The sequence below is a fragment of the Desulfosarcina sp. genome (assembly GCF_033791525.1).
Lineage (GTDB): Bacteria > Desulfobacterota > Desulfobacteria > Desulfobacterales > Desulfosarcinaceae > Desulfosarcina.
The window spans coordinates 1-16,074 of sequence record NZ_JASJGN010000194.1; the positions used below are offsets into that span (position 1 = coordinate 1).

At 55.6% G+C, this 16,074-nt stretch carries 19 protein-coding genes; 15 read left to right on the forward strand and 4 right to left on the reverse strand.

All coding sequences use genetic code 11. The features are described 5' to 3' along the window. The first annotated feature begins 143 nt into the window (after positions 1–143). The 7 genes from QNK41_RS23025 to QNK41_RS09430 all read left to right on the forward strand — a co-directional run bounded on the left by QNK41_RS23025 (position 144) and on the right by QNK41_RS09430 (position 3,361). On the forward strand, positions 144–371 hold the full coding sequence (locus tag QNK41_RS23025; RefSeq protein WP_413815134.1) for an adenylate/guanylate cyclase domain-containing protein: 228 nt from the start codon (positions 144–146) through the stop codon (positions 369–371). Then, the gene (locus QNK41_RS09410; RefSeq protein ID WP_413815136.1) at positions 372–704 is read left to right on the forward strand and encodes an adenylate/guanylate cyclase domain-containing protein; all 333 of its coding nucleotides are present in this window, start codon (positions 372–374) and stop codon (positions 702–704) included. Next, positions 643–936: an ATP-binding protein gene (locus QNK41_RS23030; RefSeq protein WP_413815135.1), complete on the forward strand. Its 294-nt coding sequence runs from the start codon at positions 643–645 to the stop codon at positions 934–936. The genes QNK41_RS09410 and QNK41_RS23030 overlap by 62 nt, the downstream gene beginning before the upstream one ends. 21 nt (positions 937–957) lie before the next feature. Further along, the gene (locus QNK41_RS09415; protein WP_319256072.1) at positions 958–1,134 is read left to right on the forward strand and encodes a hypothetical protein; all 177 of its coding nucleotides are present in this window, start codon (positions 958–960) and stop codon (positions 1,132–1,134) included. Between the two features lie 93 nt (positions 1,135–1,227). Next, positions 1,228–1,578 carry a hypothetical protein gene (locus QNK41_RS09420; protein WP_319256074.1) on the forward strand — a complete coding sequence of 117 codons (351 nt, stop codon included), beginning with the start codon at positions 1,228–1,230 and terminating at the stop codon, positions 1,576–1,578. Positions 1,579–1,592: 14 nt separating this feature from the next. Beyond that, positions 1,593–3,101, forward strand: a complete 1,509-nt coding sequence (locus QNK41_RS09425) for a hypothetical protein (protein WP_319256076.1) — start codon at positions 1,593–1,595, stop codon at positions 3,099–3,101. Positions 3,102–3,133: 32 nt separating this feature from the next. Next, the gene (locus QNK41_RS09430; RefSeq protein ID WP_319256078.1) at positions 3,134–3,361 is read left to right on the forward strand and encodes a hypothetical protein; all 228 of its coding nucleotides are present in this window, start codon (positions 3,134–3,136) and stop codon (positions 3,359–3,361) included. A gap of 34 nt (positions 3,362–3,395) precedes the next feature. Here the strand turns inward: QNK41_RS09430 and QNK41_RS09435 are convergent, their stop codons facing one another. Next, a complete protein-coding gene (locus tag QNK41_RS09435; protein WP_319256080.1) occupies positions 3,396–4,253 on the reverse strand; it encodes a D-amino acid aminotransferase in 858 nt (285 codons plus the stop codon). Between the two features lie 268 nt (positions 4,254–4,521). On the opposite strand from QNK41_RS09435, the gene der reads away from it, so the two are divergent. Beyond that, on the forward strand, positions 4,522–5,916 hold the full coding sequence (der, locus tag QNK41_RS09440) for a ribosome biogenesis GTPase Der (protein ID WP_319256082.1): 1,395 nt from the start codon (positions 4,522–4,524) through the stop codon (positions 5,914–5,916). A 2-nt stretch (positions 5,917–5,918) separates the two neighbouring features. After that, positions 5,919–7,268, forward strand: coding sequence for a replication-associated recombination protein A (locus tag QNK41_RS09445; protein WP_319256084.1), 1,350 nt, complete (start codon positions 5,919–5,921; stop codon positions 7,266–7,268). 30 nt (positions 7,269–7,298) lie between these two features. Here QNK41_RS09445 and QNK41_RS09450 read toward each other — a convergent pair whose 3' ends face one another. After that, positions 7,299–7,700, reverse strand: coding sequence for an OsmC family protein (locus tag QNK41_RS09450; RefSeq protein WP_319256086.1), 402 nt, complete (start codon positions 7,698–7,700; stop codon positions 7,299–7,301). A 352-nt stretch (positions 7,701–8,052) separates the two neighbouring features. Between QNK41_RS09450 and QNK41_RS09455 the strand changes: the two genes are divergently transcribed. Then, positions 8,053–8,547 (forward strand): DUF3124 domain-containing protein, encoded by a 495-nt coding sequence (locus tag QNK41_RS09455; protein ID WP_319256088.1) that lies wholly within the window; start codon positions 8,053–8,055, stop codon positions 8,545–8,547. Positions 8,548–8,765: 218 nt separating this feature from the next. Here the strand turns inward: QNK41_RS09455 and lgt are convergent, their stop codons facing one another. Together lgt and QNK41_RS09465 are read right to left on the reverse strand one after the other, a co-directional pair. After that, positions 8,766–9,614: a prolipoprotein diacylglyceryl transferase gene (lgt, locus tag QNK41_RS09460; RefSeq protein ID WP_319256090.1), complete on the reverse strand. Its 849-nt coding sequence runs from the start codon at positions 9,612–9,614 to the stop codon at positions 8,766–8,768. Positions 9,615–9,825: 211 nt separating this feature from the next. Beyond that, a complete protein-coding gene (locus tag QNK41_RS09465) occupies positions 9,826–10,827 on the reverse strand; it encodes a TIGR01212 family radical SAM protein (RefSeq protein WP_319256092.1) in 1,002 nt (333 codons plus the stop codon). A 202-nt stretch (positions 10,828–11,029) separates the two neighbouring features. On the opposite strand from QNK41_RS09465, the gene mnmG reads away from it, so the two are divergent. The 5 genes from mnmG to hpt all read left to right on the forward strand — a co-directional run bounded on the left by mnmG (position 11,030) and on the right by hpt (position 16,065). Continuing rightward, positions 11,030–12,904 carry a tRNA uridine-5-carboxymethylaminomethyl(34) synthesis enzyme MnmG gene (gene mnmG, locus QNK41_RS09470; RefSeq protein WP_319256094.1) on the forward strand — a complete coding sequence of 625 codons (1,875 nt, stop codon included), beginning with the start codon at positions 11,030–11,032 and terminating at the stop codon, positions 12,902–12,904. Beyond that, on the forward strand, positions 12,889–13,509 hold the full coding sequence (locus QNK41_RS09475) for an ATP-binding cassette domain-containing protein (RefSeq protein ID WP_319256097.1): 621 nt from the start codon (positions 12,889–12,891) through the stop codon (positions 13,507–13,509). The genes mnmG and QNK41_RS09475 overlap by 16 nt, the downstream gene beginning before the upstream one ends. Then, positions 13,506–14,315 carry an ABC transporter permease gene (locus QNK41_RS09480; protein WP_319256099.1) on the forward strand — a complete coding sequence of 270 codons (810 nt, stop codon included), beginning with the start codon at positions 13,506–13,508 and terminating at the stop codon, positions 14,313–14,315. Before QNK41_RS09475 ends, QNK41_RS09480 begins: the two co-directional genes overlap by 4 nt. 118 nt (positions 14,316–14,433) lie before the next feature. Continuing rightward, complete coding sequence (locus QNK41_RS09485; protein ID WP_319256101.1) at positions 14,434–15,321, forward strand: DnaJ C-terminal domain-containing protein; 888 nt, start codon at positions 14,434–14,436, stop codon at positions 15,319–15,321. 222 nt (positions 15,322–15,543) lie between these two features. Further along, complete coding sequence (gene hpt, locus QNK41_RS09490; RefSeq protein ID WP_319256103.1) at positions 15,544–16,065, forward strand: hypoxanthine phosphoribosyltransferase; 522 nt, start codon at positions 15,544–15,546, stop codon at positions 16,063–16,065. Positions 16,066–16,074 lie beyond the last annotated feature (9 nt).

Consider the following 16,074-nt stretch of genomic DNA (forward strand, 5'->3'; position numbering starts at 1 on the left):
GGCACTCGGGCACCAAAGTCCGAACGGCTTCATTTGCCAATGCGTCCGGCAAATGAAATAACAGAATTTAGCACCAGAGCAAAGTTCCTTTCGGATAGGTGGCCATTCGTGGCCTGAAAAAGCTTTTTACGAATCCGTCAAGTTTGGCCCGACCCATTTCAGGCCCGGCCACTATCGGACAAGATGGATACGGGAGCAACAGCGAACGGAAACTAGTGACGGTGCTTTTTTCGGACCTTACCGGTTACTCTGTCCTATGCGAACGACTGGATCCTGAGGATGTTCGCGAGATGATGAACCTGGTATTCAAAGAGATTGTCGGCATCATTATCCGATATGAAGGTTATATTGACCGGATCATCGGAGATTAAGTGCTATCGGTTTTCGGGATACCACGCACCCATGAGGACGATCCGGTAAGGGCGATTCTGGCAGCTGTGGATATTCACGAATCCGTGTCCAGGATGACCGGCCGGTTCAACGGTCGGTTGGAAAAACCGCTGGCGATGCATTCGGGAATTGCGACGGGCCTGGTAGTGACCGGGAAAACCGATCTTTGGTCTGGACGGCAGGGCATCACCGGCGACCCGGTGAACCGGGCATCGTTATTGACCAACCTGGCGGTTACCGGAGAAATTCTCGTTGGAACGTGCACCATGCCATCCACGTCTAGGTTTTTTCTTCCTCGAAAAATACCAACATAAGAAAGGTCGGGGCACGGCCGAAACCATCGATGCCTATCGTGTCGTCAGCACCCTGAGAGAGCCCGACAAGATCAGGCGCGTTCTGGGCCTGCGCGCCCGGCTAATCGGGCGCGGCACGCATTTGAAACACCTGCATACTCACCTGTCAACGGTGGCCCAGGGAAGGAGGGCCTTTGTGTGCATAGCGGGTGATGCAGGCACGGGGAAAAGCCGGCTGATCTCAGAATTTTAAAAAGCGTTGGCTCATGGCGACGTGAAATGGTTTCAGGGAAACGCTTACTCCAACACCCAGGGAGTTCCCTATTTTCCCCTCATCGACTTGTTGGGTCGTGCCGTTGACTTACGCGACGATGATTCACAGGATGTGGTCAGGAAAAAGCTGGCCGCTGAACTCCATCCCAATCGAAATGAAGACAAAGTGATTTTTTAAACCATCGAGCGCTTGTTTACGCTGTCCAATGACCATGCTCCGCAAATTACGCCGGAGTCGTGGAAAATAAGGCTACGGCAGGCGCTGGCAAGAATGATCAGTAACCAGTCAAAAATCGGGCTGACCGTTTTTTGTATCGAAGACCTGCACTGGGCCGATCCATCCACTGTGGACATCTTCCGGATGGTGCTCAACGAGGCGGATCTTCCCGTTTTATTTCTGATCAGCTGCCGCCCCGCCCAGCTGAACTTCCATCCACACCAGATCACCAACCCCTATTACCAGCGCCAGTGTATTCAGCTTAAAGACCTGTCACCCGAAAAGGGCGAAGAGATGGCCAGATCGCTTCTCCAGTCGGATCAGGTGCCTGCCACGCTGTTAACGTTCATCTCAGACCATTTGGGTGGAAATCCTTTTTTTTCGAAGAGGTGGTCAACGCGCTGATCAACACAGGATCTTTGACCAAAAGAGGAAAGACCTGGGAGCTCTCCGGTCCCATCGGCGAAACGGCTTTCTCTTCCAGTATCACTGCCCTGATTGCCGCCAGGCTGGATCGGCTGGGTGGTGCCGCCAAGCGCATCGTGCAGGAGGGATCGGTCATCGGCAGGCGTTTCTCCCCGGCTATCTTAAGGCGGATCGCTTCCGACCCTGCGTCGGTCGACCACAGCCTGGCCACCCTCGAGTCGCTGGGATTGATCATGCGGAGCGACGACTCCGGTAGAGACCACTTCCTATTCAAACACGCGATGGTTAGGGAGGTGGCGTGCAACAGTCTGTTGAAAAGAGACCGCAGAAACCTGCATGAGAAAATTGCCCGGGCTCTGGAAAGCCAGAGCCCCGACCGCATCGATGCGTTTTGCGAAACCCTGGCGTACCATTTCAGCAACGGTCATTCCATTCACAAAGCCGTCGACTATCTGAAACAGTCCGGCCGCAAGGGGCTGAAAAAATCTGCCGTCATCGAATCCCACAATTACTATGAGAAGGCCTACCGCCTGCTGTTGGACGGTGATCGAATTGCCGCCGATTCGTCTCACGGCATCGTGGAACTGGTCCTGGAGTGGTTTTTCGTATTCGACATGCGCGGGCGATACAAGGATGCACTTATCCTGTTGAAACGGCATGAATCAGCGGCGAAGAACCATGTTGCGCTCCACCTCAAGGGGATGTATCTGACCAGTCTGGGCTGGGCCTATCAACGGCGCGAGAATCTCTGTGCCTCGCGAAACTGTCTGCTGGAAGCACTCGCCAACGGCGAGCGGATTCACAATCACAAGGTCGTCGCCTACGCTTGCGTATGCCTGATCTGGACCTGCACCGCCCAGGGGCGTCTTGACGAAGCACTTGCTTTTACAGCCAAGGCCGAAGAGGCGTCCCGCTTTTTCGAATCAGAGGATCCTTCGTGGTCCTTCGAGATTGATCAGGACCTGGTTCGGTTCGTGCTCACCGGAACGGCTATTGCACAATGGTTTAAAGGTGATTGCCGCCAATGCCGGCATCTGGGAGATCGCCTGCTGGCTTACGGAGAAAAGGCCGGAGATCTGAACAGCATCTCGGAAGGATATCTATGCCACGGTATGGGATGCTTTGCGGCCGGGGACTACCAAGGCGCCATCGAAAAATGCATCCTCGCCTTGGACAGCTCGGCGCCTACCATCTGCGCCGTCAACGCCCTTTTTATAAAGGCTTATGCCCACCTTTCCCTCGGCGAGGTTACCCAGGCAGAGACAAATCTACTTGAGATCCTTTCCTTCTGCAAGACGTCGGGTTGTGAATATATTGGAACATCGGCAGACGCGTTGTCCAGCGTCGTTGCCGTGGCCAAGGGAAATGTCGCAGCCGGTGTGAAAGCCCTCAACAGGCACGCCCGGCGCGCTTTGGTAACGGAAAGCTCTACCACGCCCAGACCATTCACTACATGCTGGGGTGCATCTTCTTCCAAATTGCCATGCGCGAGGGCGATTTAAGCTATGCGATGGTGTTAAGGAACCTGCCGTTTTTGCTGGTCTACCTGCCGCGGGCGGCAAAACATGCGGAACACCATTTCAAAACGGCCATACGGATGGCCGGCCAGACCAATGCTCTGGGCATCAAAGGCCAGGCGTCTCTCGATTTGGGGCGGCTCTATCAGACCAGAGAAAGAAAGCATCTGGCCGTACCGCTGATCAAGGAGAGTATTGGCTTGTTCGAACAACTGGGGGCGGACGGACACCTGAAACGGGCGTAGTCCGCCCTCAACACGTTAGAATGAGGAGCGACCGCTAGGTCGTGCCGCCGCCGGCCATCGCCTTTTTCCGCAAAAGATCGTAAAGACGACGGGTTACCGGTCCCACCTCGCCGTGGCCAATGGATTTTTTGTCGATGCGCACCATGGGAAGCAACTCGGTGACGGTTCCGGTGAGAAACACCTCGTCGGCAGCCAATAGCGCATCGGTTCCAAAAAACGATTCCTGCACATCCAGGTTCACATCCGTGCAGAGGCTCATAACTACCTTGCGGGTAATACCCGGAAGGATGTTGTCTGTCAGCGGATGAGTGGTCAGCCTGCCTCCGGATACGATGAACAGGTTCGAACTGGTTCCTTCGCGGACGATTCCCTGGTCCGACACGAAGATGGCATCGTCGCAGCCCGCATCCAGCGACTTCTGCTTGGCCAGGCTGTTGGACAGCAGTTGAATGGTTTTAATATCACAGCGTCCCCATCGGGTGTCTTGAACGGTGATGGCCGTCGCTCCTTTTTTTCGTTTCTCCGCCGGCACCTCCTTGACCGGCCGGATGGTCATGACGATCTGGGAGGTCATGCCCGGGGTGATGGCATGGTTTCGGGGGGCGACGCCCCTTGTAATCTGAATGTATATGCCTGCCCGAGGGTAGCCGGAAAGGGTGAACATATCCAGAACGGCTTTTCTGATGTCGGCGCGTGAGATGGGATCGAAGGCCAGTTCTCGCATGGATCGCTCCAACCGGTCCAGATGTTCCTCCAGCATGAACGGGCGTCCTTCATAGCTGGCGACAAACTCATAGACCCCGTCACCGAACTGGTAACCCCGATCTTCGATGGGCACGACCGCTCTTTCGATGGGCATGATTTCTCCATTCACATAGGCCAGGTCCGGCATGGGAGCCTCCTTTCGAAGCGCATGATATTGCTTAGGTGAAGTGTTTGGTCGGTGGATCGGTTTTCGTATAAGATTTTTCAACATACACCAAAACGATCTGCGATAAAACCCAATTGGCAGTCAATTAAAGGATACTCGATGATATCGTTGATTGGAGGTTTGACACAGGATTCGCTCCTGGGATATACACCTACGGTAGCTGTTCCATGGCTGATCTTTATCGATCAACCAACGGACACAACCCAGTTCGACTGATCGGATAATAGCCGTGAAACCCATCGTTGCCCTTGTTGGCAGACCCAATGTGGGTAAATCTACCCTTTTCAACCGGATCACCCGATCCCGGGATGCCATTGTGGATAACCTGCCCGGCGTGACCCGGGACCGGCATTTCGGGGATGCCCGCTGGAACGATAAAGCCTTTACCCTGGTGGATACCGGCGGATTTGCCGAAGGGGACGACGACGCATTTGCCGCGCACATCCGCCACCAGGTTGAGCAGGCCATCGCCGACGCCGATGTCATTGTCATCATCCTTGATGGTAAGGGGGGTATGTCTCCCTTTGATGCCGACCTGATCAACATTTTGCGCACCGCAGACAAACCTGTGTTCCATGTGGTCAACAAGATCGACGGTGAGGGCCAGGAAAAAGCCTTGTCCGATTTTTATAGCCTGGGCATCGATAATCTGTTTCCGGTTTCGGCTGAGCATGGATACGGGGTCCCTGATTTTTTGGATGAACTGACGGCCGGGTTTGCTGAACTGACGGCTGAGGAAGAACGGTCCGATGCCATCCGCATTGGGGTGGTAGGAAAACCCAATGCCGGTAAATCTTCCCTAATTAACGCCATTTTAGGTGAGGCGCGGCTGGTGGTCAGTGATGTCGCCGGCACTACACGGGATTCCATCGACTCCGTATTTACCCGGGGAGACCAGACCTACGTGCTGGTGGATACCGCCGGGATTCGCCGAAAGGGGAAGGTGTCCCTGCGTTTGGAAAAATTCTCGATAATCAAGGCCCTGCGCAGTCTGGAACGGTGCGATGTGGCCCTGATCGTCATCGACGCTGAACAGGGCATCTCCGATCAGGATGTCCATGTGGCCGGCTACGCCCATGACCGCGGATGCGGGGCGATTTTTCTGCTGAACAAATGGGACCGGGTTGACAATCGGGACGGCAAAGCCTTGAAGCGGTTCACGGAAAATCTGCGCATGGACGCCAAATTCCTGAACTTTGCACCAGTGATGACTGTTTCGGCTAAAACCGGACAGCGGATTCAACGCATCTTTCCTATCGTGGATCAGGTTTACGATCAGTATTCGGCCCGGATCACCACCGGGAAGTTGAACAAGGCCATGGACCAAGCCCTGACGCGCACCCAACCCCCGATGCACAAGAGCACGCGGCTCAAGTTCTATTATTCCACCCAGGTGTCCACCCGGCCGCCCACCTTTGTCAGCTTTGTGAACTTCCCGGGCGGGGTGCATTTTTCTTATCAGCGCTACTTGGTGAACCAGATCAGGGAAGCCTTTTCCCTGGACCAGACGCCGGTTCGCCTGCTGCTGAAACAGCGCACCGGAAAGAACCCAGCTTTTTTAAACAAGCGTTCCACACACTTCAAACGAAAAAAGCGATCCAGCAAGCGCCCCACTAAACGATAGAGATGGACCTTTTCGACTACCAGGCTTCAGAATCCGCAGATGCCCAGCGACCACTGGCCGAACGCATGCGCCCGCACCGCTTGGCAGACTTGTTCGGCCAGGATTCGGTCACGGGGCCGGGTTCTCTGATTCGCCATGCCATCGAAAACGACCGGATTTTTTCCATGATTCTGTGGGGGCCGCCCGGCTGCGGGAAAACCACCCTGGCGAGGATTATCGCCGGTGAAACCCGATCCCATTTTAGTCACTTTTCGGCGGTGCTTGCAGGCATCAAACAGATCCGTGAAGTCATCGATGAGGCCAAAAAACAGCGGCAGTTCCAGCGCAGGCGAACGATCCTGTTTGTGGACGAGATCCACCGGTTCAACAAGGCCCAACAGGACGCCTTCCTGCACCATGTGGAGTCCGGGTTGATTACCCTCATCGGCGCCACCACGGAAAACCCGTCCTTCGAGGTGATCTCGGCGCTGCTGTCCCGTTGCCGGGTGATTACCCTCAACCTGCTGGACGAGGACGCCTTGGGTTTCGTGCTCGATCGGGCAGTGGAAGATGGGAGGGCAGGGCTCGGAGAATTGAATTTATGCCTGGCTGACGATGCCCGGCAGCATTTGATCCGGATTGCTTCTGGGGATGCGCGGAGCGCCCTCAATAACCTGGAGATGGCCGCCACGTTGGCTTTGGCCGAATCTCCACCCCAAACGGGCACTCGCCGAATGATCACCCTGGAGCATGTGGAAAGCGCGCTGCAGAAAAAGGCGCTGCTTTACGACAAGGGTGGTGACGAGCATTTTAACATCATCTCCGCGTTTCACAAGAGCCTTAGGGGCAGTGACCCGGATGCGGCCCTGTATTGGCTGGCCCGCATGCTGGAGGCCGGGGAAGACGCCCTGTATGTGGCCCGGCGCATGGTGCGGTTTGCCTCTGAAGATGTGGGCAACGCCGATCCGTTTGCCCTGCGTCTGGCCCTGGGGGCCATGGAGACTTTTCGGTTTTTAGGGCATCCGGAAGGGGATCTGGCCTTGGCCCAGGCCGCCGTTTATCTGGCCACGGCGCCCAAGAGCAACAGTGTCTACCAGGCATGGAATAAGGTGACGCAGGCAGTCAGAGAAAAGGGCGCGCTGCCGGTTCCATTGCATATTCGCAACGCGCCCACGGGATTGATGAAGGATCTGGGCTACGGCAAGGGATACCGCTATGCCCATGATTTTAAGGACGGATATGCCGTCCAGGACTACCTGCCTGACGCCATCGCCGGCAGCCTGTATTATATTCCGACGGACCGGGGTTACGAGAAGATGATAGCCGGGCGCCTGAAGCAATGGCGGACATTGAAGGAAAAAACCAAAAAATAAAAGCAGGCAACATATGGTTCTTTCTGCCCCTTAAGCGATTGAAATCTCTACATCCATGAACTGCTTCAACGTATTGGCCACGATGCAGCCCCGTTCGGCGATAAGAACCATCTTTTCCATCTGATCCCGATCGATCCCATTGCCCTTCACCGCCATGGCCATTTTCTGGAAGCGGGGCGGCGTCCCATCCAGCGTGCCGCTGACCTTAACGTAAAGCCCCTTTGCCTCGATTCCCCGTCCCTGGAAAGCAGCGATAAGGTTGCTCATGAAACAGCCGCCCAGGCTGGCCACAAACATTTCGCCGCCCATGGGGCCCTGGTTGCCGCCACCTTTTTCCATCGGGCGATCGGTGACCAGTTCATGCTCGCGAATCCGGGTGCGGGCGGCGGTGGAACCCTCAATTTGAGATATTGTCGTGGTGACTTCCGGCACGGTCTGATCCTCCTGTATAAAGTTGTCAATATGTTCAATTTGCTCATGGTCGGTGCAACAATCAAGTTTCTGTGCGATAATAACCAAGGGCCTTGAGATTGAACCGCGATAGCGAGCGCATTCCTCGCCGCTTGCGGCGGGGTTAGCGAGCGAACTGAAAATCGATTTTTTATCCTTACGGTGCTGCGCAGCACTGCCGTTATAGGCAGAACATTCCCCGCGGCTTGCCGCGGGGAGGGTTCAATGTCGCCGATCCTTGATTGATTTGGCCGGTGGATACTGGTACAAAGAGCAATAGTTTAGGCGACATTTTCAAACAGCGTGAATTTATTTTTCAAGGGAGGGCGTTTTAATGTCCACACCTGTTACCACTAAACCCGTCTTGATCGTATTCGTCCTGCTGACACTCATGAGCGGTTTCATCACCCGAACGGCCGATGCGGACATGCGCCTTTACAAGGGGCAGACCGTATACGTGCCGGTGTATTCGCATATTTACAGCGGCGACCGGGAGCAACCCTTTTACCTGGCCGCCACGCTGAGCATCCGCAATACGGATACGAAACATGCCATCACACTGACGGCGGTGGATTATTACGACTCGGACGGCAAGTTTTTGAAACACTATCTGGAAAAGGCTCTACCCCTCAAAGCCATGGCCACCAGACGCTATGTGGTGCCCGAGTCGGACAAAAGCGGAGGCTCCGGCGCCAAATTTATCATCAAATGGCAATCGGGTGAACCGGTGGCGGAACCGTTGATCGAGTCGGTGATGATCAGCACCAAAACCCAGCAGGGGATCTCTTTTACGTCACGGGGTAGGGTGCTTGAAGCCATTTCTCCATAGTTAGTACCCATCCAGAAATGGTTATTTTGCCCGATCTCTGCGTTGCGCGAAAAATTTTATCCTCGGAATATCAACTATATGCCTCCGGTAAAATTTTTCGCACGCCTTGATCTCGACCGAAATTCCTCATTTTTGGACGAACACTACTTGATGCACATCCATAGAACGCAGATATGGGCTGCGAGTCGAAGACCCCGGCTTTTGGTCGGAGTTACCACTTATGGTTGAATACGGGATTGCTTTTTCAGATAAAGCAGCAACACGCCGCCGGTCAGAATCATGGCCATGCACAGCAGTTGCCCCATGGACAAGGAAAAAAAGATAAAGCCCAGATGGGCGTCGGGCTGGCGGGCATACTCGATAAAAAAGCGCACCAGGCCGTACCCCATGAGATAGAGGGCCAGCATGGCGCCCCGGGTGGTGAACCGGTTTTTGACCGCCCAAAGGACGATAAAGAGGACGATGCCCTCGAAAAAGGCCTCGTAAAGCTGCGAGGGATGCCGTCGGCCGGGACCCGGTGCAAAGGGGAAAAACATGCCGATGGGATGGGTCGTCACCCGCCCGAATAGTTCGCCGTTGATAAAGTTGCCCAACCGCCCGAAGGTATATCCCAGCGGAATGCAGGGGACGATGAGATCGGCCATGTTGAAAAAATCCAACCGGTTTTTACGCACGAAAATGACTGTCGCCACGACCACACCGATGAGCCCTCCGTGATAGGACATTCCCGTGATGCCGGTAAACCGGATGCCGCCGGAAAATTCAAAGGGCAGGATGACCTCCAGTGGATGGTGCAGGTAGTACGAGAAGTTGTAGAAAAGCACATAGCCCAAGCGGGCGCCGACGATCAGGCCCAGGATCATGGCCGTCATGAGCCCCTGGAGCTGGTCGGCATCGATCCGGAAACGATCTTCCCGCCGGAGGCGATGGCTGGCCAGGATATAGGTGATGGCAAAGGCCACAATGTACATGAGCCCGTAATACTGCAGCTTGAAGCTGCCGATTTCCAGGATTACCGGGTCCATATGCTCCGGCAGATGCTGCCACCAGAAAAGAAAATCCCGCATATTGTTTCGCTTTCATCGATTCGCGGTTGGTCTGAAGAGGGTGACCTTACTACCCCCCGGCGCCTCGCGTCAATATCCCCTGTTGAATGTCAAACGCCAAATATTCAAAAAGGAGTCCGGTCAATTTACTTAAGTGCTATCGAAACATTACCCTTGATCCGATAATAGTTGAGTTACTCTATACGCCCGCATAACACACGGTGTAATAAGGTCAAACGGAGACGTCCTGCCTGGGCACTTTGCCCTGCCAGGTATTTTTATCTTTGAAACAGGTGTGGATCAGGTCCATGGTTTCCCGCTTTTGCAGGGACCAGGCCGGGGACACCAGTTCCCTGGGGTGGGGGTCGCCGGTGAGACGCTGAATGATCATCGTCTCCGGCAGGCGTTCGATGAAGTCGCATATCAATTCAGCGTACTCCCGCTGACCCATGCAGCGGTAGCTGCCGGATCGGTATAGGGTCTCCATGGGTGTTCCCCGCACCACATAAAGCAAGTGGAGTTTGATCCCGTCGATACCCATGGCGGCGACGGCATCGGCGGTCTCCAGCATATCCTGCCGGGATTCGCCGGGCAGCCCCAGAATCACATGGGCGCAGATGTTGATGTTACGGTTGCGGGTAAGCGATACCGCTTGTTCGAAGCATGCAAAGTCGTGGCCCCGGTTAATCCGGGCGAGGGTGTGGTCGTGGGCGCTTTGAAGGCCGTACTCAATCCAGATGAGATGCTTCCTGGCGTATCCTTCAAGCAGATCCAGCACCGTCGGATCAACACAGTCCGGCCGGGTGCCGACGGCCAATCCCACCACGTTTTCAATGGCAAGGGCTTCGTCATACAGCACTTTCAAGTGCTCGACGGGGGCGTAGGTGTTGCTGTAAGACTGGAAATAGGCCATCAATTTGTTGGTTTTGAAACGCCGGGCGATTCTTGCCTTGCTGCGCTCGATCTGCTGCGTAATCGATACGCCCTGGCGATGAGCACCGGTTCCGGATCCTTTGGCATTGCAGTAAATGCACCCGCCAGTGGAGAGTGTGCCGTCGCGGTTTGGGCAGTTGAGCCCGGCGTCGACGGTGACCTTGTGGACCCGGCAACCAAACAGCGATCGAAAGTAGGTGTTCAGGTCCCGGTATGGTTTTTTGTACATGGTGATCCTGTCCTTGACCTCGATATCCCGGCGATTATATAGTGCTCCCCCGGAAATGTCATTTTTCAGCACAGGCCGTCCTTCTTGCGCTTATGAAATCCTTGACGGTGTGCCACTGTGCGTGCTGTCGCCAGGACGCTCAGGCGGTCAATTCCAATCTCGCTGCGGCCTTGGCGTGTCGTAGATCCCGCATTGCGGGGAACCAAAATCTACCATTTTCGTATGGGCACTGGCAATGTGTGTGTGATAGATAATTTTCAGGCAGTGAAAATATATGGCAATATATCAGAAACAATACGATGTGATCGTTGTGGGCGGGGGGCACGCCGGCTGCGAGGGCGCCCTGGCGGCGGCCCGCATGGGCTGTCGTGTTCTGTTGCTGGCCATCGACCTGGACAAGATCGCCGCCATGCCGTGCAGCCCATCCATCGGTGGAATGGCCAAGGGACAGCTGGTCAAGGAGATCGATGCACTGGGCGGAGAGATGGCCAAAATTGCCGATCAAACGGCCATCCAGTACAAGACCTTGAACACCAAAAAGGGGCCGGCAGTGCAGTCCACACGGACCCAGAACGACAAAGTTCGCTACCACACGGCCATGAAGGCAATTGTGGAAAAGCAGCCCAACCTGGATCTCAAACAGGCACTGGTGGAGCGCCTGATCGTTGACGGGGACCGGGTCTTGGGTGTGGAGGACCATACCGGCTTCGGTTTTCAAGCGCCCTGCGTGGTGCTGGCCACCGGCACCTTTCTGTCCGGGCTGGTGCACATCGGCTTCAAAACGATGCAGGCCGGCCGAGCCGGCGAGTTTGCCGCCTACAGCCTGCCCAGCCATCTCAAGGCGCTTGGCTTTAGCCTGGGCCGCATGAAGACCGGTACCCCACCGCGGCTGGACCGGGCCAGCATCGATTTTTCCCAGTTTGACGAGCAGGCGTTGGAGGAGCCCGCCCGCCCCTTCTCCTTCTCCGGCCAGCCGGCGCGGCTGCCCCAGGTTCCCAGTTTCATCGGGCACACCAGCGAGCAGGTCCACCAGGTGGTGCGGGAAAACCTGCACTTGTCCGCCCTGCACAGCGGCATCATTAAAGGGGTGCCGGCCCGTTATTGCCCCTCGTTTGAAGACAAGATCGTCCGCTTTCCGGAGCGGGACCGTCACCAGATCATCCTCGAGCCCGAAGGACTTGACACCCAGGAGATCTACGCGTCGGGTTTGGGCAACAGCCTGCCCATAGAGGTCCAGACCCAGTTGGTCAGACGAGTCCGCGGCCTGGAGGAGGCGGACATCATGCGCCCGGCATACGCCATCGAGTACGACTTCATCAATCCGATACAACTGCGTCCCACCCTCGAGACCAAGCGGGTGAAAGGCCTTTATCTGGCCGGCCAGATCAACGGCACGTCGGGTTACGAAGAGGCTGCGGCCCAAGGCATGTGGGCCGGTATCAACGCTGCCTGCAGGGTTCAGAAACGCCCGCCTTTTATCCTGGATCGCAGCCAGGCATACATGGCTGTGATGGTGGACGACCTGGTCACCCGGGGCACACGCGAGCCATACCGCATGTTCACCTCGAGGGCCGAATACCGGCTCATGCTCAGGGAGGACAACGCCGATCTGCGGTTAACTGAGATCGGTCACGAACTCGGATTGCAAAGTGCCGATACGTTGAAAGCCAATCGTGAGCGAAAAGCCCAGATACAGGACGAAATTCAGCGCATTAAACAGGCGGTGATCAAGCCGCTGCCTGCCGTCAACGCCTACCTGGAGCAGCGGGGTACGCCGCCCATCGACAACGGCGTCCATTTGGTCCAGTTACTGAAGCGGGCTGAACTGGGTTACGACGCGGTTGACCAGTTGTCTCCGGCCGAGACGCCCCCATCAGAGCGGGTGGCCCGGCAGGTTGAGATCGAAATCAAGTACGAGGGGTACATTCGACGTCAGCTTCAGGAGATTGACAAGTTCAGACATCTGGAGCAGATCAAACTTCCGAAGGCGATTGACTATGCAACCGTTCACGGCCTCTCCAGCGAACTCAAAGAGAAACTGGCCGCGGTTCATCCGGCATCCCTGGGCCAGGCGTCACGCATCGAGGGCATGACCCCTGCGGCTATTTCCGTTCTCATGGTGCATCTACGCCTATGGAAAAACAGCTAGTCCCCCGCTTGCAGGTGGACAATCTTTTTATTCACGGTGTTGGACCGGTCAGCCTTGATATTGAGAAGGGCGAATGTGTTGGGTTATCCGGTCCGTCGGGTTCGGGAAAAAGCCTTTTATTAAGGGCAATCGCGGACATGGAACCCCACGGTGGAACGATCTGTCTCGACGGCACCGAGCAGGCGCTGATTCCCGCACCAGCCTGGCGGCGGCAGGTTGGCCTGCTTCCGTCCGAAAGCCGGTGGTGGTCCGATACGGTGGGCGACCATTTTGCGATGTCCGCTGCAAGCGGATTAAACCGGCTTGGGTTTGACGCAGGTATTATGACCTGGCCGGTTTCACGGCTTTCCAGCGGGGAGCGCCAGCGCCTGGCCCTGCTGCGCCTTCTGGAAAACCAGCCCCACCTGTTGCTGCTGGATGAACCCACGGCCAATTTGGATGAAGAAACTTCCGCGAAAGTCGAAGCGCTGATTCGAGCCTACCGGGAGGAGACCGACGCCGCTGTTGTGTGGGTCGGCCACCAGAGGGCCCAGTTAAATCGGGTGGCCAGCCGGTTTTTTGCTATGGAAAGCGGCCGTATGATTAGCCGTGGAGGCGTGCCGTGACCTCGGAGACCATTTTTCTGACGCCAACGGATCTTTCCCTGGCCGCCCTGCTGGTGATTGCCCTGGCCCTGGTCAGCCGGCGCATGGGGCTGGGGCTGGCCGGGCAGACCATCGTGGCCGCCTTTCGGACCACCTTTCAGCTGTGCCTTGTGGGTCTGGTACTGAAGGTGGTTTTTGCGTCGATTAATCCGCTTTTGATAGCATCCATGGCCCTGGTGATGCTGGTAGCCGCCGCCCGTGAGGTGGTGGCCCGTCAGAAGCGCCGCTTTGTCGGCTGGTGGGGCTTCGGTATGGGGGCTGGTTCCATGTTTGTCTCCTCTTTTGCCATCACCACATTTGCCCTGGCGGCCATTATCGGCGTTGACCCATGGTATACGCCGCAATATGCCATCCCCCTGCTGGGAATGATGCTGGGAAACACCATGACCGGCATTTCCCTGGGCCTTGATCGATTAACGGAATCGGCCTGGGAGCGTCGCAGCACCATTGAAGGGCGTCTGATGCTGGGCCACACCTGGTCCGAGGCGATCGGTGAGATCCGCCGGACAAGCGTCCGCAGTGCCATGATCCCCACTATCAATTCCATGGCAGCTGCCGGACTGGTGAGTCTTCCCGGCATGATGACCGGCCAGATTCTGGCCGGCAACCCGCCGCTTGAAGCGGTCAAGTACCAGATCCTGATCATGTTCATTATCTCCGCCGGCACCGGGTTCGGGGCGCTGATCGCGGTCTGGACCGGTGCACGCCGGCTCTTTGACGAGCGGCACCGGCTGCGGCTGGATCGGCTCAAAACAGCCGGGCAATGATGGGCCCAACGGCTTGACATAAAAAACAAATACCTTATTTTTACGGATTGACAACGTGAGCGCTGGTCAAAACATAGGCATGCGTTCATGCAAACCACAGCAGGGAGCGGGATCAATCATGTCCGAACAGGATTACTACCAGGTATTGGGCGTGTCCAAAACCGCCACGGATACCGAGATCAAAAAGGCCTACCGCAAGCTGGCCATGAAATACCATCCGGACCACTCCAAGGGTGACAAGCACGCCGAAGAGCGGTTCAAGACGGTCAGCGAGGCCTACGCAGTGCTCAGCGACAAGGAGAAGCGTCAGCAGTATGATACCTTCGGCTCTACCGACTTCCACCAACGCTATTCTCAGGAGGATATATTCCGAAATGTGGATTTGGGAGATATTCTTAAAGAGTTCGGCTTTGGCGGCCAGGGGAGGCGGTTCTCTTTCGGCGGCGGGCCGTTTGGCGGACACCAGCGGCGCCAGGCACCGATCAAAGGTTCAGATTTGGTTTACGAACTACCCCTGACACTGCAGGAAGTGGCCAGCGGAACCAGCAAGGCCGTCACCTTTCAACATCAGGGCCGCAACGAAAATATCACGGTCAAAATACCTCCGGGGATGATTACCGGCAAGAAACTTCGCCTGGCGGGAAAGGGCGAGCAAAGCGGATACGGGGGCCCTCCCGGAGACCTGTATATCAAATCCCGGGTGACCGCAGACCCGTTATTCACCGTTGATGAACATGACCTCCTTGTCACCGTTACCATTCGGCTTAGCGAATCACTTCTGGGTACCCAAGTGAAGATACCCACCCTCGAAGGAGGAGAACTGAGTCTAAAAATTCCTCCGGGAACCCGTCATAAAACCCGGATGCGTCTGGCCGGGCACGGGCTTCCCCAGATGAAAGGCAGTTTGAAGGGCGACCTGTATGCCACCGTTTCAGTAGATATTGCAAAAGAACTATCTCCCGAACAAAAAAAGCTCGTGAAAAAGCTGGCTGCCACCGGCATGTAACAAATTAAATTCATTGACAACTAGCCCCTATTGGGTTACTTGTCTCGCTGAACTGGCGGCATGGAATTGGTGTTTCATGATTGCCTACAATCGGTTGTTTTGACTGTCTCAAACTTCATTGGCAACATCCGCACCAAACCACTATATTCCATGGCCCTTGATACTTCCATTTTTAAATTTTTTAATGCTTGCCAGCTGCGAGACGAGCAGTAAAGACCGCATATGCCTGAATTTATTCTCGTTATAAAGAAGCATGAAATCCAACGCCAGATACTCAGAATCGCAGAAACCATTTCAACAGACTATCAGGGCCGGGAACTGGTGCTGATTGGGGTTCTCAAGGGGGCCTTTCTTTTTCTCGCCGATCTGGCTCGTGAGTTGAAACTAAAAAAAGTTAAGATCGATTTTCTTCAAGCTTCCAGCTATGGTGCCGATACAGTTTCTTCAGAGAACATCGTGTTGAAGAAAGACATTGACGTTGATATCCGCGGCAAAGATGTGCTAGTGGTTGAAGACATCGTCGATACCGGCCTGACGCTGGCCTATCTGATCAGCCACCTTGAGGGCTTTCGTCCCAGCAGCATCAAGGTTTGCGCCATGATCGACAAAAGGGAGCGGCGAAAGGCAGCGATCAGCGTCGACTACGCGTGCACAACCATAGAAAAGGGCTTTCTCGTGGGTTATGGCTTGGACTATGCAGAGGATTACCGAAATCTGCCAGAAATATATCATATGAAACTTTAGTCAATGAGG

Bases quoted from the DNA above. Each gene is read 5' to 3' on its own strand.
- QNK41_RS09420 (WP_319256074.1), top strand. From the start codon at position 1,228: ATGATCAGTAACCAGTCAAAAATCGGGCTGACCGTTTTTTGTATCGAA.
- QNK41_RS09435 (WP_319256080.1), bottom strand. From the start codon at position 4,253: ATGCCGGACCTGGCCTATGTGAATGGAGAAATCATGCCCATCGAAAGA.
- QNK41_RS09445 (WP_319256084.1), top strand. From the start codon at position 5,919: ATGGACCTTTTCGACTACCAGGCTTCAGAATCCGCAGATGCCCAGCGA.
- QNK41_RS09455 (WP_319256088.1), top strand. From the start codon at position 8,053: ATGTCCACACCTGTTACCACTAAACCCGTCTTGATCGTATTCGTCCTG.
- lgt (WP_319256090.1), bottom strand. From the start codon at position 9,614: ATGCGGGATTTTCTTTTCTGGTGGCAGCATCTGCCGGAGCATATGGAC.
- mnmG (WP_319256094.1), top strand. From the start codon at position 11,030: ATGGCAATATATCAGAAACAATACGATGTGATCGTTGTGGGCGGGGGG.
- QNK41_RS09475 (WP_319256097.1), top strand. From the start codon at position 12,889: ATGGAAAAACAGCTAGTCCCCCGCTTGCAGGTGGACAATCTTTTTATT.
- QNK41_RS09485 (WP_319256101.1), top strand. From the start codon at position 14,434: ATGTCCGAACAGGATTACTACCAGGTATTGGGCGTGTCCAAAACCGCC.
- hpt (WP_319256103.1), top strand. From the start codon at position 15,544: ATGCCTGAATTTATTCTCGTTATAAAGAAGCATGAAATCCAACGCCAG.